Source organism: Candidatus Poriferisodalis sp., from assembly GCF_965214215.1.
Taxonomy (GTDB): domain Bacteria; phylum Actinomycetota; class Acidimicrobiia; order Acidimicrobiales; family Poriferisodalaceae; genus Poriferisodalis.
Genome location: NZ_CBDCBD010000003.1, coordinates 2,371,002 through 2,390,933, shown reverse-complemented (window position 1 = coordinate 2,390,933; position 19,932 = coordinate 2,371,002). Strand labels below are relative to the sequence as shown.

Genomic DNA, 19,932 nt, shown 5'->3' with positions numbered 1-19,932 from the left:
CACGACAGCGGGGCATTCGGTGAATTTCCCCGCGGCCGTGCACAAGGGGGCAGCCGTGACACAGACCGACACAGCCGAAGCGACGACCGAGACCGCGGCGCATGTGCGCACCGCCGCAATCGACTGGGATGATCTGCTCGCGCGACTGCAGGCCGTTCTGCGCCTGCGCACCACGCCGATCGGCATGAAGCTCTTCGAGACCGTCGAGGACATGAATTCGGTGCCGCGGGTGCGCCGCCCCAATGCCATCCACACCACCGATCAGATCGTGGGCATGGCCTCTCGCCTCAACTGGACCGTCGGCGTCACCATGGACGACCTCGTCGGTGCCCAATGCGGCGCTGTGATCGGGCTGCATCCCCAAGACGACAAGTGGCTGTCGGGCGACCGCATGGCCGGGGTGTGGTACGAGACACTGGAGGACGCTTCCGCGCATCAGCACGCCATGGACTTCGTGCCTTACGGCACCTATGAGGCAATGGTGGTCTCGCCGCTGTCGTCGAAACGGCTCGACCCGCCCGATGTCTGCATGATCTATGCCACTCCGGCGCAGATGATCATCTTCATCAACGGCCTGCAGTGGCGGGAGTACAAGAAGCTGGAATGGGGCTGCGTGGGCGAGTCGGCCTGCGCCGACTCGTGGGGTCGGGCGCTGCGTACTGGCGAGCCCAGCGTGTCGCTCCCCTGCTTCGCCGAGCGACGCTACGGCGGCGTGATGGAAGACGAGCTGCTGATTGCGCTCACGCCCGAGGACTTGGTGGTCGCCGTCGAGGGCATGGAGGCACTGGCACGCAATGGCCTGCGCTACCCGATCCCGACCTACGGCATCCAGACCGATGCCCGGGCCGGCCTGGGCGCCAGCTACGACTGAGCGCACTTTCTGACGGATGCCGTAGAGAGCAGATCCAGCGCCAGATCAAGCCTCGGCACGAAACAGGCACGCAACAGGAACTGACGGCGCGCCGAACAGGCACGCAAGCAACTCGCAAGGAACTACAGACAGGGGACAACGTGGCACTGCAACCCACCAAGGAAGGCTTCGACCTCGGCATCGTCACCAGCAACGGTGACGAGATGCTCGCGTTCTACCGCGACGTGCTCGGGCTCGAGTTCGAGGCGACGCTGAACATGGAACAGGTGGGCATCGCCCAGATGCACCGGCTGTGGGCGAACAAGAGCCTGCTCAAGCTGGTGGTGCCCGTCGCCGACGTGCCCGCTGGCGCCACCGGCGGCATCACCGGTGCCACCGGGCTGCGCTACTTCACATTCAACGTCGGCAACTTCGAGGAAGTGATGACCGCGTGCGAGGACGCCGGGGCCAACATCATCTGGCGCCGGCTCGAAGCGCGGCCGGGCGTGGTGGTCGGGATGGTCGAGGACCCTGACGGCAATTGGGTGGAATTCATCGACAACCCCTGAGCGTGAGAAGCTCGCGCTCATGTTGGCGTTGAGAGCGATGAGCAGTGCCTGAACGGCAGCGCAAGACGATTCACCACCTGCTGGCGGAGGCACGCTCGGGACTGGATCGAGTCGCTCCTGCCGAGCTGGCCGGCCTGATGGAGGCTGGATCGTCGCCCGAGGGCGAGCGGCTGCGTGTCATCGACGTGCGGCCACACGAAGATCGAGAACGGACCGGCATCATCGAGGGCTCCGAACACATCGGGCTGCTGGTGCTGCAGTGGCGCCTCGACCCCGACTCGGGCGCATCGCAGGGCACCGCCGCAGGTCTGGACGACCGTGTGGTCGTCGTGTGCAACCAGGGCTACAGCTCGAGCCTTGCCGCAGGCCAGCTGCAGCAGATGGGCTTTGTCCGCGCTACCGACCTCGACGGCGGCGTGGAAGGCTGGATCGAAGCCGGATTGCCCGTGGTGCCCCCGCTCCGCGCCTAGCCCGCCGCAGGCGCTGGTCGCTCGCGCAGACGCCTGATGACATCGGCCATGAAGTCGTCGTCCTGCGCTCCCGGGATGACGAGCCGTCCGTCGAGCAGCCAGCTAGGTGTCGCGCTGATGCCCCACTCATTGGCACGGGCCATCGACGCCCGCAGCGCCGGCAGCAGCTCATCATTGGCCACGACGCGCCGCAGCACGTCGGGGTCAATGGCTACGTCGGACGCCAGCTCGACCAGTACCTCGGCGTCAGCGACGTCCAGCTCCTTTTCCCAGTAGGCCGCATAGAGCCGGTCGTGGTAGCGCTCCGCTGCCTCGGGGTCGGCGTGCTCGACCGCCAGTGCCGCCTGGTGCGCCTTGGCGCTGTTGCGGAGGCGCTTGGGCGTGACGAACCGGATGCCCTCGGCTTCGGCAAGCGCCTCCACACGCTCGAAGCTCATGCGAACTTCGACGCCCTCGATCGGTACTTCAGGATGGATCTCGTAGGCCAGCCAAGTGATGTCGAGATTGTGACGCTCTGCGAGAGGGGCCGCCCGGGCCCGTGCCAGATGGCACCACGGTCACAGGTAATCCGACCACACCAGCACGGACATCGCCGAAGCCGTCACCGCTCTGCCCCTTCGTCGTCATCCTCACACCTGCCAGGGGCCTCGCAATCGTGCACGACGAATCCTTCGCGCTCGCCCTCGGCGAAGCGCTCGACATCGGCAAGGCCAGTCATGATCTCGTCGAACGCTTCGCCCATCTGGACCTCCTCCACACCATCGTCGCACACTGGCGCCGCGGCCCGGCGGGGGCGGCAGGCGGGCCGGTAGTTTGCCGCGCATGGACTTCACCATTCCCGCCGACATCTCGCAGCTGCTCGGTGACCTCGACACGTTCATCGACGACGTCATCAAGCCCATCGAGAACGAAGACGACAACATCCGCTTCTTCGATCACCGACGGGAGGACTCGCGCACCGACTGGGAGCGCGACGGTCTGCCCAATGCGGAATGGGAGTCTCTGCTGGTGCGCATGCGCAAAGAGGCCGACACGGCCGGATTCCTGCGCTGGCACCTGCCCGAACGTTTCGGCGGCAGCGACGGCACCAACCTGGGGATGGCCATCATCCGTGAGCACTTGGCCCGACGCGGTCTCGGCCTGCACAACGACCTGCAGAACGAGAGCTCGATCATCGGCAACTTCCCCACCGTGCTGATGATGGAGCGCTACGGCTCACCTGCCCAGCAGGAGTACTGGATCCCCAAGATGCTGGAAGGCCAGGCCCGCATCGGCTTCGGCCTGACCGAGCCGCTGCACGGCTCCGACGCCACCTGGATGGAGACCACTGCGGTGCGCGACGGCGACGAGTGGGTCATCAACGGCGAGAAGTACTGGAACACGGGGCTGCACCACGCCACCCACGACTACATCTTCGCCCGCACCTCAGGGAATCCCGGCGAGGGGCACGGCATCACATGCTTCATCGTCCCGGTGGAATCGCCGGGCTTCAAGGTCGAAGAGTTCATGTGGACGTTCAACATGCCCACCGACCATGCCCATGTGCGCCTCACCGACGTGCGGGTCCACAACGACGACATCTTGGGCACCGAGGGCCGGGGACTGCAGACCGCGCAGCTGTTCGTGCACGAGAACCGGATCCGCCAGGCGGCATCGTCGGTGGGCGCCGGCTTGCACTGCATTGACGTGGCCGTCGACTACGTCAAGAACCGCACCACATTCGGCAAACCGCTTGCGCAGAACCAGGCCATCCAGTTCCCGCTGGCCGAGCTGTACACCGAAGCGGAGATGATCCGGGCGCTGATCTGGAAGACGGCGTGGGAAATGGACGAGGGTGTCGACCACATGGAGATCACCGACAAGGTGGCCATGTGCAACTACCGCGGCAACCGATTCTGCTGCGACGCGGCGGATCGGGCCATGCAGAGCTGTGGCGGCAACGGCTACGGCCGCCGCATGCCCTTCGAGCACATCTACCGGCACCACCGTCGGTACCGGATCACCGAAGGCTCAGAAGAGATCCAGATCCGCAAAGTGGCCGGCAAGCTGTTCGGCTTCGCCCAGCGGGCGAAGAGCTAACACAGCGCCCAACGGGCGAACAGCTAAACCAGCGCGGAACGGTGAACGGCTAACACAGCGCCCAGCGGGCGAAGAGCTAACACAGCGCCCAACGGGCGAACAGCTAAACCAGCGCCGGACGGCGAACGGCTCGGCAGTCAGTCGTCGAGGCGGGCGGTGGCCTGGCCGGTGAGGACTGGTCGGTCGTCCTGGTTGGTGGTGGTGATGGTGAGGTCGGCCACTTTCTGGCCATCCTCGTCGCGGATCTCGGCGACCTCGGCTCTTGCGGTGAGCGTGTCACCGGGCCACACCTGGCTGGTGAACCGCACGCCGTAGTAGGTGAGGCGGCCGTCGCCGACGAAGTTGGTGACCATGCGGCCGGTCATGCCCATGGTGAGCATCCCGTGTGCGAACACCGTCGGGTAGCCCGCCACCTCGGTAACGAACTTCTCATCGGTGTGGACCGGGTTGTAGTCGCCCGATGCGCCTGCGTATTGGACGATCTGGGTGCGGGTGAGGTCGTCGACGATCTCTTCGGAGTAGCTGTCGCCGACATTGAGCTGCGATGCGCTGAGTGCCATGTCTGGGTCCTGTCTGAAACTTGATGCTGCTGACAAATGGTGTGCGGCAGACATCGACGGCCTAGCCGTCGATCTGCGCCCGATTGGTTATCTCCGGCCTAGTTGTCGATGACCTTTTCGGTGACGACGCCGACGCCCTTGGCCGTGATGACCAGCTCGTCGTCCTCGTCGCGGTACTCGGTGACCGCTTCGGAGAACTTCAAGATGCCGGCCCGCTTGGACTGCTTCTCCCACCTCTCGCCGTCGTAGGTGACCGTGTGCAGCACGTCACCAGGCTTCAGGTGCCGGTGATACGTGAAGTGCTGCTCGGCATGCAGGCCGCCGGCAGCAGAGCCGGACTGCTTGTCGTCCTCGCGCTCGTCGGCGACGTCGTCGCCGTCGGCCTCGGAGAGGTCGCGCACCAAGGTGCCCGAGGCAGTGCGGCCGCTGCCGAACCACTTCTTGTCCGGCTTGGGGCGCAGGAAATAGTCGGGGTCGAATTGCGCGCTCGACTGCGCGAACGTCGGCGGCGCAATGATCGAACCGACCTCAGTGCCGGCGGCGTAGTCCGCGTCGCTGTAGATCGGGTTCGTGTCGCCGATGGACCTCGCGAACATCAGAATGTGCGAGGCCTCCACGGGAAATCGCTCGACTGCCATGTCCGGCTCCTTCTTGCGGCGGGTTGCGTCAAATTGCCGCCGGCACATGATGGCAGCCGCGCGCGACACGCGCACAGCTCAGGCGCCACGCAGATAGGTGCGCCCGCCGGGGAGGCGGCATGAGCCTCTGCGACCGGCGATCCGGCAGGTCGCAACGTCGCCGAGTCTCCTGCCGTCTCCCGAGCTCCGGCATATGTGCCTGCTGGCTCGAGTCCTAGGCGAGTGCTTTGGCGAGCGCTGTCCGCACGGCGGCGGGATCCTCGTTCATCATCATGTGCCCGGCACCGGCGAGATGGACGACATCGCAGTTGGTGAAGTCGGCGATCAGCGGTGCCGCCGCACGGGGCGGGGTCATCTTGTCTTCGCTGCCGACGATGACGGTCACCGGGCATCCCACTCGTGCGGCAACGTCTCCAGCCTCATAGGCGGCACACGCTGACAGGTCGGCATGGATCACACCGTCGTCGGCGCGCTCCAGCAAGGCGATCCCACCGCCGACCATCCACAGCCCCGGCGTGGGGTTGGTGGCGACATGCGCCCGGCTGCCGTGACCCCATGCGGTCATCAGCTCCGGTGCGAGCAGCTCGTTCTTCTCGGCCGCACCCAGCAGCGCCGGATGCACCGGCATCCCCGCAGCAGTGCCCAGCAGAACCAGTCGGGCAATGCGGTCGTGATCGGCGGCGGCCACCTCTGTGCACACCAAGGACCCCATCGAATGACCGACGAGTCGCACCTGCTCACACGTGAACCGCTCGCACACAACGGTGATGGCCTCACCGAGCCAGCCGGCCATCTCGGCCACTGAGCCGAGCGGTTCCCCTTCGCTGTTGCCGTGGCCTGGCAAGTCCAGCGCCAGCGGTGTGTAGCCGTGGTGGGCGAGCCAGCGAGTCTGCAGCTGCCACACAGTGCGATTCATGCCGGCGCCGTGCACGAGCAGCACCACCGGTGCCCCGGCCGCCGATGTCGCGTCGGGGACCACTCCCCCAGTGGCCACGCCGACGGCTCGGCCACGAACCTCCAGTGAGAATGCCTCGGTTGGGGTCATGGATCAGCCCTTCTGGGAAGCCCGCAGGGCGCGGGACAGGTCCGAGATGATGTCGCCCGGGTGCTCGAGGCCGACCGACAGCCGCACCAGGTCCTCACCGACGCCGGCAACGGCCAGGTCTTCAGCGCTCATCTGCTGGTGGGTCGTGCTGGCGGGGTGGATCACCAACGTCTTGGCATCGCCGACGTTCGCGAGGTGCGACGCCAGACGCACTCCCTCGATGAACCGCCGCCCGGCTTCGCGGCCGCCTTCGACGCCGAAGCTCAAGATCGCCCCGGCGCCCTTGGGCAGCAGGCGCTTGGCCAACTCGTGGTCGGGGTGCGTGGGCACGGAGGGGTGGCTGACCCAGCTCACCGCGTCGTGGCTGGTGAGGAATTCGATCACCGCTTCGGTGTTGGCGACGTGGCGATCCATCCGCAGGGGCAGCGTTTCCAGTCCCTGCAGGAGGTAGAAGGCCGTGGCGGGGCTCATTGCGGCGCCGAAATCGCGCAAGCCCTCTGCTCGGGCTCGCATCGACAGTGCCTGGGGCCCGTACTCATCGGTGAAGGCGATGCCGTGGTACCCCGCGTAGGGCTCGCTGAGGGTGGGGAACTTGCCTGAAGCGGCCCAGTCGAAGCGCCCGCCGTCGACCACGACGCCTCCGATCGCGACACCGTGACCGCCCATGAACTTCGTGGCGCTGTGCATCACGATGTCCGCCCCGAGTTCGATGGGCCGCATCAGGTGCGGGGTGGTGAATGTTGCGTCGAGCATCAATGGCAGGTCGGCCTCGTGGGCGACGGCCGCTACAGCCGGCACGTCGAGCACCTCGATATTCGGGTTGCCCAGCGTCTCGGCGAAGAGCACCTTGGTGTTGGGCCGGATGGCATTGCGCCACGCGTCGAGATCACGGGGATCGACGAACGTCGTGGTGATGCCGAAACGAGGCAACGTGAGGCTCAAGATGTTGTGGGTGCCGCCATAGATGTTGCGGCTGGCGACGATGTGGTCGCCGGCGGAGGCGATCGTGGCGCACGCCAGGTGGAATGCCGCCATGCCGCTGGCCGTGCAGACTGCGCCGACCCCGCCCTCGAGCGCGGCGATGCGCTCTTCGAGCACGGCCACTGTCGGGTTGGAGATGCGGCTGTAGATGTGGCCGGGGATCTCGAGGTTGAACAGGCTGGCTGCCTGTTCGGTGTCGGTGAAGCTGAACGACGTCGTCTGGTAGATCGGCACGGCCCGGGCGCCGGTGGTCGGGTCGGGCCGCTGGCCGGCGTGCAGCGCCAGCGTGTCGAAGTGCAAGAAGTCCGGCTCGACCATGGGTGCCTCCAAGGGCGTGTGCGAGAACTCAAGTATTCAGCACGCGGGCGGCGCGGACTGCTTCCCAGACACGCTGGGGCGTCACCGGGATGTCGATGTGGGTCACGCCCAGGTGTGCGACCGCATCGATGACGGCGTTCTGCACAGCGGGCGGGGCAGCAATGGCACCGTTCTCACCGATGCCGCGGGCGCCCAGCTCGTTGCGGTCGGTGGGCGTGCCGAGCCGAGCCGTCTCGATCGCAGGCACCTCCGGGGCTGCGGGGATCAGGTAGTCCACCAGCGTCGTCGTGCGCGGGGTGCCGTCGGCGTCCCATTGGGCGCGTTCCATCAACGCCTGGGAGATGCCCGCGACGGCGCCCCCGTGCTGCTGGCCCTCGACCGAGGCTTCGTGCAGCATCCGCCCGCAGTCGTCGACCGCTGCAAACGCGAGCAGCCGGACGCCTCCGGTCTCCGCGTCGACCTCCACGGCAGCAGCGTGGGCGCCGTAGGGATGGGTCGGTCCGCTTCGACGCTCGACGACCGTCGCGCTGATGCCATCGGGTGCGGCCGTCGCGATTTCGGTCCAACTGGCCAGCCGCGACGGCACGCCGGCCACATGCGCCCCGTCGGGTGTGACCTCGATGTCGTCAGCGCTGGCCTCGAGCAAATCGGCTGCGACCTCGCAGATTCGGGCGCGCAACTCGGTCGCAGCTGCGGCGATCTGGCTGCCCAGCACAAACGATGTCCGTGAACCGCCGGTGACGCCGCCCGAGGTGGACGTGGCCGAATCAGCATCGTTGACCCTCACCGCATCGGCGGCGATGCCAACCCTGGCACTCGTGATCTGCGCCCACAGGCTGTGGTGGCCCTGGCCATGTCCGTGGCTGCCGCAGGTCACCAGCACGCTGCCGTCGGCACCCAGCTCCAGCGAGGCATAGTCGGGATCGTCTCCGCTGCCCGATGTCTGGCTGTAACAGCCGTATCCGACGCCGATCAGACTGGTTCGGTCGCCTTCGGCGCGGCGTTCCGCAGCGAGCGAACGCCAGCGCTTCGCGTCGATGAGGTCTTGGGCAGCCTCATGTGCCCGGTGCGGGTCGCCGCTGTCGAGCGTGATGCCGGTGCCCGTATCGTGCGGCAGCTCATCTGCGCGAAGCAGGTTCCGGCGGCGAACCTCGGCAGGGTCGAGGCCGAGCTTGCGGGCGCCGGCGTCGATGGCCCGTTCAAGCGCGGCGTTCACCTCGGGCTGCCCAGCACCTCGGTAGGCCCCAGTGGGCGGCGCGTTGGTGACCGCTGACCCGATGCGGTAGCGCAGCCGCGGCACCCGGTACAGACCGGTGCTCTGTCGGTAGCTGGCCGCGGTCAGCATCGGCGCCATGTGGGGATAGGCGCCCGCGTCGCACCACATCACCACGTCGATCCCGACGATGCGGCCGAGTGGGTCGAAGCCCATGCGGATGCGGTGGCGCTGGCCCCGCCCGTAGGGCATCGAGATGAACTGCTCTTGGCGGCTCTGCACCCAGCGCACCGGGTGGCCCAGCAGATGGGCGGCGCGTGCCACCACGAAGAACTCCGGCATGGGGTCGCCGCGTCCGCCGAAACCGCCGCCTACGTGGGGCTCGCGCACCCGCACGGCGGTGACGGGAATGCCCAGCAAACGGCGGTACAAGTACGGCGCGCTGTGCACACCCTGGCCGGTACTCCAGATGTCGAGCTCGCAGTCGGGTGATGCGCCGGCGGCCAGCGGCGTGCCGCGGATGGCATCGAACGGGTTGGCCACGATGGCGCACGGCTCGATCGGCACCGAGGTGATCCGGTCGTTCTCGCAGACCAACTCGACAACACAGTGCGCTCCCGCACAGGGATCCTCGCCGGGCTCGGCCGGCCGCGCCGCAGGATCGTCAAGCTCAGTGGGAGCTGACAGGAACCCCCCGCTGTCGGGCGGGTCCAGCGGGCGCACCACATTGGTGCCTGCATCGGGGTAGAGCAGCACGTCGTCGGCCGCAGCCAGCTCGACGTCGATCACCGCTGGCAGCTCGTCGATTTCGACGACGACGAGTTCTGCGGCGTCAAGGGCGCTGGCCGGCGATTCTGCCAGGACCACTGCGACCGGCTCGCCGACGAAGCGGACCCGTCCCTGCGCCAGCAGCGATCGAGCCATCTTGCCGCCCGTCGTCGTGGCCCGGTAGTACTCGAACGGCGCCAGCCCCAGCCCCGCCGCCTCGAAGGCTGCGACCACGCCCGGCGCCTGTTCGGCCTCGCGCAGATCGACGCTGCGAAGCTCGCCGTGGGCCGCCGTCGAACGCACGAACGCTGCGTGCAGGCACCCGTGCGGCAGCGGCAAGTCGGCGGTGAAGGTTGCCGCGCCCCGCAGCATCGGCACATCCTCAGACTCAAGTCGGGCGGCGGCCATGGGTTCACCGTAGTGACGTTGTTTGCGCGATACGAGCCGGAATCGATGGTCTCAATCGGCAGCTGCAGGCTGTGCGCCAGTGTCCTGGCGAGCTTCGAGCTCGGCCTGGATCTGCGAGCGGTGCTCGTCGAGGAACGGAGCGCGCCGCATCGTCAGGCCGACACCGCCGATCAGCGGGCCGAGTTGGGTCATCGGGCCCCATTCGGTTTCGTCGAACTCGACGACGTGGCCGTTGGCGGTTGCGACCTCGGAGCCGACGAAGCCTCGCCGCTCGACCGGCAGATCGCTGGTGCCCTGGGGCGTCGTCTGGTGCCAGACCCACTCGGGACCGTCGGCATCGGGCACCTCGAGGTAGGTGCGATCCGGGTCGGCGCCCCGGTAGTCCATCCCGCCTGTCTCGGGCTCGGGCCGTCCGTCGTAGTGCACGAACTCGGCTGCTTGGGCCGCCATGACGGTCTGGGTGAGCGAGGTGCGCACGGTGCGGCCCTCACCGTCGCCGAGCCGCCGGTACAGCGAGCACAGTACGCCGAACGCAGCGATCATCGGAGTGGCGGCGTCATGCACTGGCACGGTCAGGAACACCGGTTCGTCATCGCCCCCCTGCGCAGCCATGATCCCGCCGAGGGCCTGCAGCAGCGGATCAAAAGCCGGCACATCTGCCATCGAGGGGTCGCGTCCGTAGCCGGGACTCTTCACCAGCACCGCATCAGCACGGATGCGGCGTAAGTCGTCATCGGAGACGCCGAGACGTGCGGCCACCCCAGGTCGGAAGTTCTCCACGATGAGGTCGGCGTCGGCGACGATCTGCGCCATGACCGCGTGGTCGGCGGTGTCTTTGAGGTTGAGACAGATCGAGCGCTTGGATTGGTTCCAGCCGTTGAAGTACGGGCCGAGCACACGGAATGGGTCGCCGCCGGGCTGCTCGATCTTGGTGACCTCGGCACCGAGCATCGCCAGGTGCCGTGTGATGACCGGGCCGGCGATGAACGAACTGAGGTCGACTGCGTTCACTCCTCGCAGCGGCGCCTCGCCGCCTGGGGCCGAAGTAGGCGCCTTCTGTGCGGGCCACGCGCCCTCGTCGATCTCAGCTTGAACGTCTCGGGTGTGCTCCCCCAACCGTGGCGCCGGGCGCAGCTCGACCTCGTCGCAGCCGTCGATCCACATCGGCTGCGGCGGTGTGCGCACGGTCCCGAGTTCGGGGTGCTCCACAGTGGTCACGAGCCCGTTGGCGGCTGCGAGCGGTGAGGCGATGAACTCCTCGCGCGTCTGGGTCGGCTGGCATGGCACATCGTGGGCACTGAAGATCTCCAGCCAGTCCTCAAGCGGGCGGGCAGCGAAGGCCTCTTCCAGGATTGGCGTGATCTCCGCCAACGGCTCGAGTTCGAGCAGTCCCCACGGCGGGTTGGGAAAGCGCTCATCTTCGAGCAGATCCTCCCGGCCGATGGCACGCAGCATCGCCACATAGAACGGATACGTACCGCAGGCGACGAACATCCAGCGGTCGTCGGCGGCTCGGAACAGCCGGTACACCGGCAGCCGGCCAGCTGAGCCGAGCGGACACGAGCCGTCACGGTCCAGCCCGGCCATCTCGGGCACCTCGAAGTCGCCGATCTGCATGGCACCCGATCCGGATACTTCCGAGACGGTGTAGGTGGGTGCTGCGCCGTGCGCTCGGCGGGCGTACAGGCCTGCTGCGGCGGCCATTGCCCCCAGCATCCCGGCCCCGTAGGAGGCGAGCGGCACCACCAGCTCGACAGGACCCTCGGAGTAGCTGATCTGGTTCCAGCCGATGCCGGTGACCGCCGCAATCTGCGACGGTGTGCCCGCACGGGTTGCGTAAGGGCCTTCGTCTCCCCATGTCGGGCATGAGATGACGACGGCGCCTGGGGCAATGACCCGCGCGGCCGACGCCGTCGACCGGTCGGGGACCAGCACGACGTCGGCGCCGACCAATAGCTGGCTGAGCGTCGGAGTGTCGAGCGTGGCTGCGGCCGGGCGCAGGACGCCGGGCAGTGACGCCGGCGGGCCGGTGATGCCGACCGGCAGTGGTGCCCGCTCCCACTCGACGCCGTCGAGCACCACAGAGCGCTTGTTGCGGCTCACGGCCTGGAAGCCTGGGTCGCTGCGGTAAGGATCGCCGCTGGGCGGCTCGACCTTCACCACAGCGGCGCCTTGGTCTGCGAGGAACCGTGCCGCGTACGGGCCGGCGATGCCGGTCGTCAACTCGACCACCCGCACCCCGTCGAGACACCTCACCGGTGCGTCACTGCTGGGAGGGGCACCATCAGTGCTGCTCACCGCGATGACTGTAGAGGGACGATTCCTCAACGTCCCGGCGCTGCGTTCTCTGTCGCCGTGACCCCTGCGTCGTACGATGGTGCCCGTGACGACGACTACCGACACCACCGCAGACCCGTTCACCGAGATCCCGATCCCGGAGGCCCCGACGTTCGACACGATCGAGGCCGAGCGCCAGCACCGCAAGGAACGACTGGCATCGGTGTACCGAGCGTTCTCGATGTTCGGCTTCGAGGAAGGCGTGGCCGGACATGTCACTGCTCGCGACCCTGAATGGACCGATCACTTCTGGGTAAATCCGTTCGGCGTCGGATTCGGCCAGATCAAGGTGTCGGACCTGCTGCTGGTGGACCACGACGGCAACATCGTGGAGGGTCGCTACCCGTTGAACCAGGCTGCCTTCGCCATTCACAGCGAGGTGCACAAGGCCCGCCCCGACGTGATCGCCGCGGCGCACACCCACTCGCTGTACGGCAAGACGTGGTCGAGCCTGGGCCGCCTGCTCGACCCGCTCACGCAGGACGCGTGCGCGTTCTACGAGGATCATGCTCTCTTTGACGACTTCACCGGCGTGGTGCTCGACACCTCAGAGGGCAAGCGCATCGGCCAGGCGCTCGGCAGCTGCAAGGCCGTGATCCTGCAGAACCACGGGCTGCTCACCGTCGGCCAGACCGTCGATGAGGCCGCATGGTGGTTCATCACCATGGAACGCACCTGCCAGAGCCAGCTGCTGGCCGAAGCGGCCGGCACGCCGATCCCGATCCGCCACGAGTCCGCCAAGCTCACGGCGACGCAGACCGGCAGCCCGCTGGCCGGCTGGTTCAGCTACCAGCCGATCTACGACAAGGTCCTCGAGCGCGACCCCAGCTTCCTCGACTGAGCTGAGCTGCGCTGCGCCCGAGATCGCCGTCACCGCCCACGACTGACCCGCACTCGCAGCGGCGTTCAGGCAACCGGGCATACCAGTCGCGACGCTTCGGGTCAGCGATGACCCGATAGCCGCACCAGCGACGCGGTGTCGTGAGCGAGACCTGCGAAGTCGCGACGCTTCGGGTCGGCGAAGACCCGATAGCCGGCCTGGATCGCTGTGGGCGGCTTTCGGCCCGTGCCCGAGCGCGCCTATCAGCGCGTCGACAATATGGCGGAAGGTGTCATTCCTTCGGCCCGTGCCCGAGCTCGCCCATCAGCGCGTCGACAATGTGGCGGACGGTGTCATTCCTTCGGCCCGTGCCCGAGCTCGCGATTTCGCGATCCTTGATCCGCTTGAGGCCCGCCGAGGCTGCGCTTCTGGACCATTGCGACAGCACTGCATCGCGTCCCACGAACTCTTGAAGATCCTGAGACACTCCACCGAGGAAAACCGATTCGGTCCGTGTGATGCGGGCGAAGCGGCGGCCAATCGGCTCGACTGCCGCCATGCACAAGAACACATGCCAAACGTCTCCATCGGTCACGACCAAGACCGAAACACCCTCGCTCGCCGCACATCCGAAAACCTGATCCTCGGCCGCGAGGCCGGGACTGCCATGGACGCCAACCGGCTCATCAGCCGTGACGAGACCTGCCCTTGTCTTCGCTGGTTGGGTCAGGCACCGCCGGCCGCGAACGACGACAGTCCGGGTGAGGCGGCTGCTGGAAACCCTTCGATGTCACACCCCCCACATACGGTTGTTCTCATGAACGGCGACGGCGACGGCAGCACCCCAATCGCCCCGGCCACCGCGGCGACACACGCCGCTGCAACGCCAACGGCCCTGTCACTTCCCGGGCATACGGTGCCTTCCATGAACAGCGAAGGCGACGGCAGGTCGCCGGCCGCGAAGACGACAGTCCCGGTGAGGCTGCTGGAAACCCTTCGATGTCACACCCCTCACATACGGTTGTTCTCATGAACAGCGACAGCGACAGCGATGGCGTCGGCGGCACCCCTATCGCCCCGGCCACCGCGGCGACGCACGCCGCTGCGACGCCAACGGCCCTGTCACATCCCCTGCACACGGTGCCTCCCATGAACAGCGAAGGCGACGGCAGGTCGCCGGCCGCGAACGACGACAGTCCCGGTGAGGCTGCTGGAAACCCTTCGATGTCACACCCCTCACATACGGTTGTTCTCATGAACAGCGACAGCGACAGCGATGGCGTCGGCGGCACCCCTATCGCCCCGGCCACCGCGGCGACGCACGCCGCTGCGACGCCGACGACGGTGTCACACCCGTCACATACGGTTGTTCTCATGAACAGCGAAGGCGACGGCAGGTCGCCGGCCGCGAACGACGACAGTCCCGGTGAGGCTGCTGGAAGCCCTTCGGTGTCACACCCCCCACATACGGTTGTTCTCATGAGCAGCGAAGGCGACGGCGGCGCGATGGCACGCACGGATGCTCCGGGCGGGGTGCGTGTGGATGCGGTGGACGTGGCCGGGCTGTGCGGGCAGGGCTTGCAGGCTCGGCTGGGCGAGATCGCCCGGGCCGAGTCCGGGCTGGCGGCGATGAAAGCGGACACGCTGGGCGAGATCGCTCGCCGCAGCGGCGACGGGGCGGCTGCGCATGCCGCGGCTGACGCCATGGCGGTCTCGGGCCGTCGGGCACGCGGCGAAGTCCGCGACGCAGTACGGCTCGCCGAGCTCGACGCGACCCGCCAAGGCCTCACCGCGGGCACCGTGCCGGTCGGTCACGCGCAGCTGATCGCCCGTGCCGCCGGCGACGCCCCCATCGACGACCGATTCTTGGCCGAACGCGCCGAGCGTGAGGGCTATGACGAGTTCCGTCGCACCGTCGCCCGTCATGTGGCCGAGACGAACCGCGACGACGGCACATCGGTGCTGGAACGGCAGCGCGACGCGCGTGCCGCCAAGCTGTTCACCCGCGCCAGCGACGCCATGACCGTGCTGAGCCTCTGCGTCGACCCCGTTATGGGCGCCCGGCTGGGCACCGTGATCGCGGCGACTGAGCGGCGCCTGTTCCGCAACGAAGACCCCGCAGCACGGCGCACACCGACCCAGCGGATGGCCGACGCCGTCACCGAGCTCATCTGCGATCCCGACGCCAAACGCCCCGCGGGCGCGTCGCTGATCGTCGTCGCCGACTACGACACGGTCAACCACCAGCTCACCGGCGGCCGTCTCGGCGACGGCACCCCGATCCCGATCGGCGAGATCGCCCAGATCGCTGTCGACGCCGAAGTGCTGCCCGCGATATTCGAAGCCGCTACCGGCGATCTGCGGATGGGACGCAGCCGCCGCACCGCCACCGACCTCCAACGCGCCGCCCTGGCGCTGCGCGACAAAGGCTGCGTCGGATGCGGCATCGCTCCTGAGCGATGCCAGCACCACCACATCGACCACTGGCAACACGGCGGACCCACCGACTACGCCAACCTCGTCACCGTCTGCGTCGACTGTCACAACGTCAAGATCCACCAACAAGGCTTCACCGCCCAATGGGACACCAACAACAGCCGCTACGGCCTCCAACCGCCAACCCAGCCGACAGACCAACCGCCAACCCAGCCGACAGACCAACCGCCAACCGAACCGACAGCCCCGCCACCAGCCCACACACCGAACAGCAGCCATGGCCCGTCCCCGACCGACGAACCACCCTGAGCGGCATCACACCGATCGAAACCGGCCTCGGACGCATCGACGAACAACACCAGCACCCACGCCGCACCTCGAGCACCATCACATCGGTCGAAGCCGGCCTCGGGCGCTTCGACGAACAGCACCAACACCTAGACCTAGGCCTAGACCGCACCCTGAGCGGCATCACACCGATCGAAGCCGGCCTCGGGCGCATCGACGAACAACACCAGTACCCACGCCGCACCTCGAGCACCGTCCATCTGAACAGCCGAGGGCGGACCCCTGACCAACGAGGCGCTGTATCGCATCCGACTTCGCCCCAAGATGGTCAGGGCGCGCCCTGAGTCAAGTCGAGTGGTTCGCGCCCGGCGATCCCGCGCAGCACTTGGCTTTTGCCCGAATCGATCACGCGACTTGACCCGCGGCGGATCCGTAGTTCCAAGGGGCGGGGTCCATCTCTTGCGGGGCGAGGATGTCGAAGCACGGCAGAAGCGTGTGCCCGTGCTCGTGGGCGATCCCGGCTGGTCCACCTCTTGCGGGGCGAGGATGTCGAAACACGGGGTGTGCATCGACGCTTCGATCTTGGAGCTTCCGAGCATCGGTCCGAACCCGGGTCACCCGCACGACCGCACCGCATGAGAGGACCGGCGGCTTGTTGGTGCAGAACTCTGGCAGAGCTGACAGAACCCTGAGTAACTAGCCCCTGGAACCAATCATCTAGGAGACTGCTGATTTATTCGGTTTCGGCACCTACGGCAAGTCTCTGACCTGCGGTCTTGCTCGGCCCAAAAGGGCGATTCGGGAATTGCTCAGCACACTCCTAGGCATCTTCCTCTTCAGACTGCTCTGCCTCTGCGTGCAGCACCGCATGGGTGACAGCCTCGGTTGCCGGCTCGGGCAGTTCGAAGTGGCCGAGAGCGTGAGCAATGAGCGCGTCGAGGGCGGCCTGCCGCTCGGCGACGACGTGATCCACCAGGCCGTCTCGCTCGAGATCGGCAGCATCGGCGGGGTCTGCAGCCCATGCGAGCACCTTCACTTCGGGGTTGTGCTCGCGGGCGATGCGGGCGAACTGCTCGACTGCTGAGGGCGGGCTGTCGACAGCGAGCACGATCCGAGCGTCACGCAATCCTGCCCGGTCCGCGATGAATTGCCGAGAGACATCGCCGCTCAATACCCGCCGGCCCGTCGAGACCCCCCAGCGCTGTGCTTCGGGATCGATCGACACGATCGTGTACGGGATGTGTGCCAGCTCGAGGGCGCTGACGATGCGGCGCGCCCGGGGACCGAATCCGTTCACGACGGCATGGTCCTGCAGCGGTTCGTGCTCGGCGGCGTCGCCGCTGTCGCCGACGGTGACGGGCGAGCGACGGGCAGGCTGGTCATCGCTTGAGGTTTCGAGACGCGCCGCGAGCGTCTCGCCCCAACGGATGCCGAATGGGCTGAGCGCCATGAGCAGCACGGTGACCGCAATGAAGGCGTCGGTGCCGTTGGCAAGGCCGGCCGGAACGAGCCCAGCTTCCTCGCCGGCCCGTTCGAGGACAAAGGAGAACTCGCCGACCTGTGCCAGCACGACCGCCCCCGATGCCACCACCGCACGGGGCTGGCGCAGCAGGAACCCAGCCGCTGCGGTCGCGAACAGCTTGATGACCACGACGCCGGCGGCGAGGCCGATCACCAGCGGCAGGTTGCGAGCGAGGTAGCCGACGTCGAACAGCATGCCGATCGACACGAAGAACGTTGCTGAGAACAGAATCTGCAGCGGCATCACCTCGCCGAGCGCCCGGGCGGCGACGCGGCTCTCGCTCACCATCAGCCCGGCAAGGAACGCACCGAGCGAGATCGACACGTCGAGCAGGCTTGTCACGTACGCCGTGCCGAAGCAGATCGCCAGGATGGCCAGCAGGAAGACTTCGTGGGATTGGAACCGCGACACATACCGAAGGAGCGCAGGCATCAGCGTTCGGGCCGCGACGATCACCGCTATGACGATGCCCGCCGCCTTCCCAAAGGCAAACAGGGCGTTCGCCGACCCGGTGGTCTGACCGCCGAGCAGCGGCACCGCCAGCACCATGGCGACGATTGCCAAGTCCTGGAAGATGAGCAACGCGATCGACATGTTGCCGGTCGGCGAAGTCGTTGCTCGTCGCGCGGCGAGCACTTTGAGCACGATGGCGGTGCTGCTGAGCGACACCAGCAGGCCGGTGAACACCGCCGTACGCCATTCGACGCCGAAAGCGACAACGATGGCGGTGACGATTCCCGTGGTGAGCCCGACTTGGCTCGCACCCCCGATCAGCACCAGCGATGCAAGCTGTCTCACTCGTTCGAGGCTGAACTCGATGCCCAGGGTGAACAGCAGGAGCATCACGCCGATGTCGGCGGACTGGTTCACCAAGTCGATATCGCTGATGACGCCGATCCCGCCGGGGCCGATAACCGCACCCGCAGCGAGGAATCCGACGATCGGCACGACGCCGATACGCGCGGACACGAGAGCGATCAGTGTCCCCGCAACCAGCATGATTGCCAGTTCGGTCAATAGCGGCGGTGCCGACGCAGCAAACAGCACTTACCGGCAAGGCTATGGGTGTGCGTTGCCCCAAGGTTCGAGCAAACGCTTGCTGAGGCGGAGTTACCACTCCGCGGCGATGTACTGGGTTTCGCAGAACTCGTAGATGCCCTCGCTGGCGCCTTCGCGGCCCAGGCCCGACTGCTTCATGCCGCCGAAGGGCGCTGCGGGGTCGGACACCGCGCCGCGGTTCAGGCCGATCATGCCGGCCTCGATGCGCTCGCTGACCGCGAGGCCCTTGGCCAAATCCTGCGTGTACACGTAGCCGATCAAGCCCATCTCGGTGTCGTTCGCGGCCGCGATCATGGCGTCGGTGTCGGTGAAGCTGGAGACGGGTGCAACGGGGCCGAAAATCTCCTCGCGGGTGATGGGAGAGCCTGGCTCGACGCCGCCGAGCACCGTCGGCTCATAGAAGAAGCCCGGGCCGTCGATGGCGCTGCCGCCGGTGACGGCGGTCGCTCCCCCGTCGACGGCCGAGCACACCAGCCGGTCGATGTTGTCGACTGAGGCGGCGTTGATCATCGGACCGCAGCTGACGTCGGGGTCGCTGCCGTTGCCGACCTTCATGGCACCCATAGCCGTCGCCAGGCGCTCAACGAATTCGTCATGCGCTGGCGCTTCCACGAAGAAGCGATTGGCGGCCGTGCAGGTCTCGGCCGAGTGGCGCATCTTGGCGACTATGGCGCCGGCCGTGGCGGCTTCGAGGTCGGCGTCGGCGAACACGATGAACGGTGCATTGCCACCGAGCTCCATCACCACTTTGAGCACCCGATCAGCGCAGCGCTTCAGCAGCACCCGGCCGACTTCGGTGGAGCCCGTGAACGACAGCATCCGCACGGCCCGGTGGTCGACGACGGCGTCCAGCCAGGCGCCCGAGTTCGACGTCGGGACCAGGTTGATCACGCCGGGGGGCACGCCTGCCTCGCTCAGCAGCTCGGCGACTCGCAGCGAGGTAAGCGGTGCTTCGCGGGGCGGCTTGATGACCACGGCGTTGCCGGCTGCGAGGGCTGGAGCGAGCTTGCGCGTGATCATCGCTGCCGGGAAGTTCCACGGTGTGATCATCGCCACCACACCCACGGGCGGGTGGCGGGTGATGATGCGGTTGGCGCCCGACGGGGCGACGCTGATCGAGCCGTGGATACGGACGGCTTCTTCGGCGTTCCAGCGGAAGAACTCGGCTGCGTATGCCACTTCGCCGGCGGCATCGGCGCGTGGCTTGCCGTTCTCCAGCGTGATGAGGCCAGCCAGCTCGTCAGTGTGCTCAACAAGGATCCGGTGGGCGTCCCGCAGGATCTCCGAGCGCACCCGCGGCGGTTCGGCCGCCCACCCCGGCTGCGCTGCAGCAGCCGCGTCGCACGCAGCCACAGCGTCAGCAGGTGTCCCCGCTGCGACGCCAGCGGCAACCTCGCCCGTAGCCGGATCGAGCACGTCGATCAGCTCGCCGCCTGCGGCGCCTTGCCAGCGTCCTCCGATGAGCATCTGTGTTTGCATCAGGCCAGCATCGCAAATCTGCCAGTCGCTCCGCGCCATGGCCAGCCGTCGCCGCATCTCCGTGGCCAATACGGCGACGGCTGATAGCCGGT

The 19,932-nt window shown here is 67.3% G+C and carries 17 protein-coding genes; 6 read left to right on the top strand and 11 right to left on the bottom strand.

The features are described 5' to 3' along the window. Window positions 1-103 precede the first annotated feature (103 nt). The 3 genes from ACOOF5_RS13125 (at window position 104) to ACOOF5_RS13115 (ending at window position 1,889) form a co-directional block, all read left to right on the top strand. Window positions 104-871 carry a DUF169 domain-containing protein gene (locus ACOOF5_RS13125; RefSeq protein ID WP_420440995.1) on the top strand — a complete coding sequence of 256 codons (768 nt, stop codon included), beginning with the start codon at window positions 104-106 and terminating at the stop codon, window positions 869-871. Between the two features lie 140 nt (window positions 872-1,011). Then, window positions 1,012-1,419 carry a VOC family protein gene (locus ACOOF5_RS13120; RefSeq protein ID WP_420439840.1) on the top strand — a complete coding sequence of 136 codons (408 nt, stop codon included), beginning with the start codon at window positions 1,012-1,014 and terminating at the stop codon, window positions 1,417-1,419. Between the two features lie 44 nt (window positions 1,420-1,463). Then, complete coding sequence (locus ACOOF5_RS13115; protein WP_420439838.1) at window positions 1,464-1,889, top strand: rhodanese-like domain-containing protein; 426 nt, start codon at window positions 1,464-1,466, stop codon at window positions 1,887-1,889. Here ACOOF5_RS13115 and ACOOF5_RS13110 read toward each other — a convergent pair. Next, window positions 1,886-2,434: a DsbA family oxidoreductase gene (locus ACOOF5_RS13110; protein ID WP_420440993.1), complete on the bottom strand. Its 549-nt coding sequence runs from the start codon at window positions 2,432-2,434 to the stop codon at window positions 1,886-1,888. The genes ACOOF5_RS13115 and ACOOF5_RS13110 overlap by 4 nt on opposite strands. Before the next feature lie 56 nt (window positions 2,435-2,490). Further along, entirely contained in the window at window positions 2,491-2,631 is a 141-nt protein-coding gene (locus tag ACOOF5_RS13105) for a hypothetical protein (protein ID WP_420439836.1), read from the bottom strand. 80 nt (window positions 2,632-2,711) lie between these two features. Here ACOOF5_RS13105 and ACOOF5_RS13100 point away from each other — a divergent pair, with 80 nt between their 5' ends. Further along, window positions 2,712-3,968, top strand: coding sequence for an acyl-CoA dehydrogenase family protein (locus ACOOF5_RS13100; RefSeq protein WP_420439834.1), 1,257 nt, complete (start codon window positions 2,712-2,714; stop codon window positions 3,966-3,968). A 137-nt stretch (window positions 3,969-4,105) separates the two neighbouring features. Here ACOOF5_RS13100 and ACOOF5_RS13095 read toward each other — a convergent pair whose 3' ends face one another. From ACOOF5_RS13095 to ACOOF5_RS13070, 6 genes are all read right to left on the bottom strand, one after another. Continuing rightward, complete coding sequence (locus ACOOF5_RS13095) at window positions 4,106-4,528, bottom strand: MaoC/PaaZ C-terminal domain-containing protein (RefSeq protein ID WP_420439832.1); 423 nt, start codon at window positions 4,526-4,528, stop codon at window positions 4,106-4,108. A gap of 98 nt (window positions 4,529-4,626) precedes the next feature. After that, window positions 4,627-5,166: an FAS1-like dehydratase domain-containing protein gene (locus ACOOF5_RS13090; protein WP_420439830.1), complete on the bottom strand. Its 540-nt coding sequence runs from the start codon at window positions 5,164-5,166 to the stop codon at window positions 4,627-4,629. A gap of 214 nt (window positions 5,167-5,380) precedes the next feature. Further along, the gene (locus tag ACOOF5_RS13085) at window positions 5,381-6,211 is read right to left on the bottom strand and encodes an alpha/beta fold hydrolase (protein ID WP_420439828.1); all 831 of its coding nucleotides are present in this window, start codon (window positions 6,209-6,211) and stop codon (window positions 5,381-5,383) included. A gap of 3 nt (window positions 6,212-6,214) precedes the next feature. Further along, a complete protein-coding gene (locus tag ACOOF5_RS13080) occupies window positions 6,215-7,510 on the bottom strand; it encodes an O-acetylhomoserine aminocarboxypropyltransferase (RefSeq protein ID WP_420439826.1) in 1,296 nt (431 codons plus the stop codon). Window positions 7,511-7,538: 28 nt separating this feature from the next. Then, complete coding sequence (locus ACOOF5_RS13075) at window positions 7,539-9,899, bottom strand: xanthine dehydrogenase family protein molybdopterin-binding subunit (protein WP_420439824.1); 2,361 nt, start codon at window positions 9,897-9,899, stop codon at window positions 7,539-7,541. A gap of 51 nt (window positions 9,900-9,950) precedes the next feature. Then, the gene (locus ACOOF5_RS13070) at window positions 9,951-12,197 is read right to left on the bottom strand and encodes a CoA transferase (protein ID WP_420439822.1); all 2,247 of its coding nucleotides are present in this window, start codon (window positions 12,195-12,197) and stop codon (window positions 9,951-9,953) included. Window positions 12,198-12,282: 85 nt separating this feature from the next. Here ACOOF5_RS13070 and ACOOF5_RS13065 point away from each other — a divergent pair, with 85 nt between their 5' ends. Next, window positions 12,283-13,077: a class II aldolase/adducin family protein gene (locus ACOOF5_RS13065; RefSeq protein WP_420439820.1), complete on the top strand. Its 795-nt coding sequence runs from the start codon at window positions 12,283-12,285 to the stop codon at window positions 13,075-13,077. Between the two features lie 271 nt (window positions 13,078-13,348). On the opposite strand, the gene ACOOF5_RS13060 is transcribed toward ACOOF5_RS13065, so the two are convergent. Further along, complete coding sequence (locus ACOOF5_RS13060; RefSeq protein WP_420439818.1) at window positions 13,349-13,615, bottom strand: hypothetical protein; 267 nt, start codon at window positions 13,613-13,615, stop codon at window positions 13,349-13,351. 920 nt (window positions 13,616-14,535) lie between these two features. Between ACOOF5_RS13060 and ACOOF5_RS13055 the strand changes: the two genes are divergently transcribed. Beyond that, on the top strand, window positions 14,536-15,801 hold the full coding sequence (locus ACOOF5_RS13055) for an HNH endonuclease (protein WP_420439816.1): 1,266 nt from the start codon (window positions 14,536-14,538) through the stop codon (window positions 15,799-15,801). Between the two features lie 799 nt (window positions 15,802-16,600). Here ACOOF5_RS13055 and ACOOF5_RS13050 read toward each other — a convergent pair. Beyond that, on the bottom strand, window positions 16,601-18,349 hold the full coding sequence (locus ACOOF5_RS13050; protein WP_420439814.1) for a cation:proton antiporter: 1,749 nt from the start codon (window positions 18,347-18,349) through the stop codon (window positions 16,601-16,603). Between the two features lie 63 nt (window positions 18,350-18,412). Beyond that, the gene (locus ACOOF5_RS13045) at window positions 18,413-19,840 is read right to left on the bottom strand and encodes an NAD-dependent succinate-semialdehyde dehydrogenase (RefSeq protein ID WP_420439812.1); all 1,428 of its coding nucleotides are present in this window, start codon (window positions 19,838-19,840) and stop codon (window positions 18,413-18,415) included. Window positions 19,841-19,932: the final 92 nt, after the last annotated feature.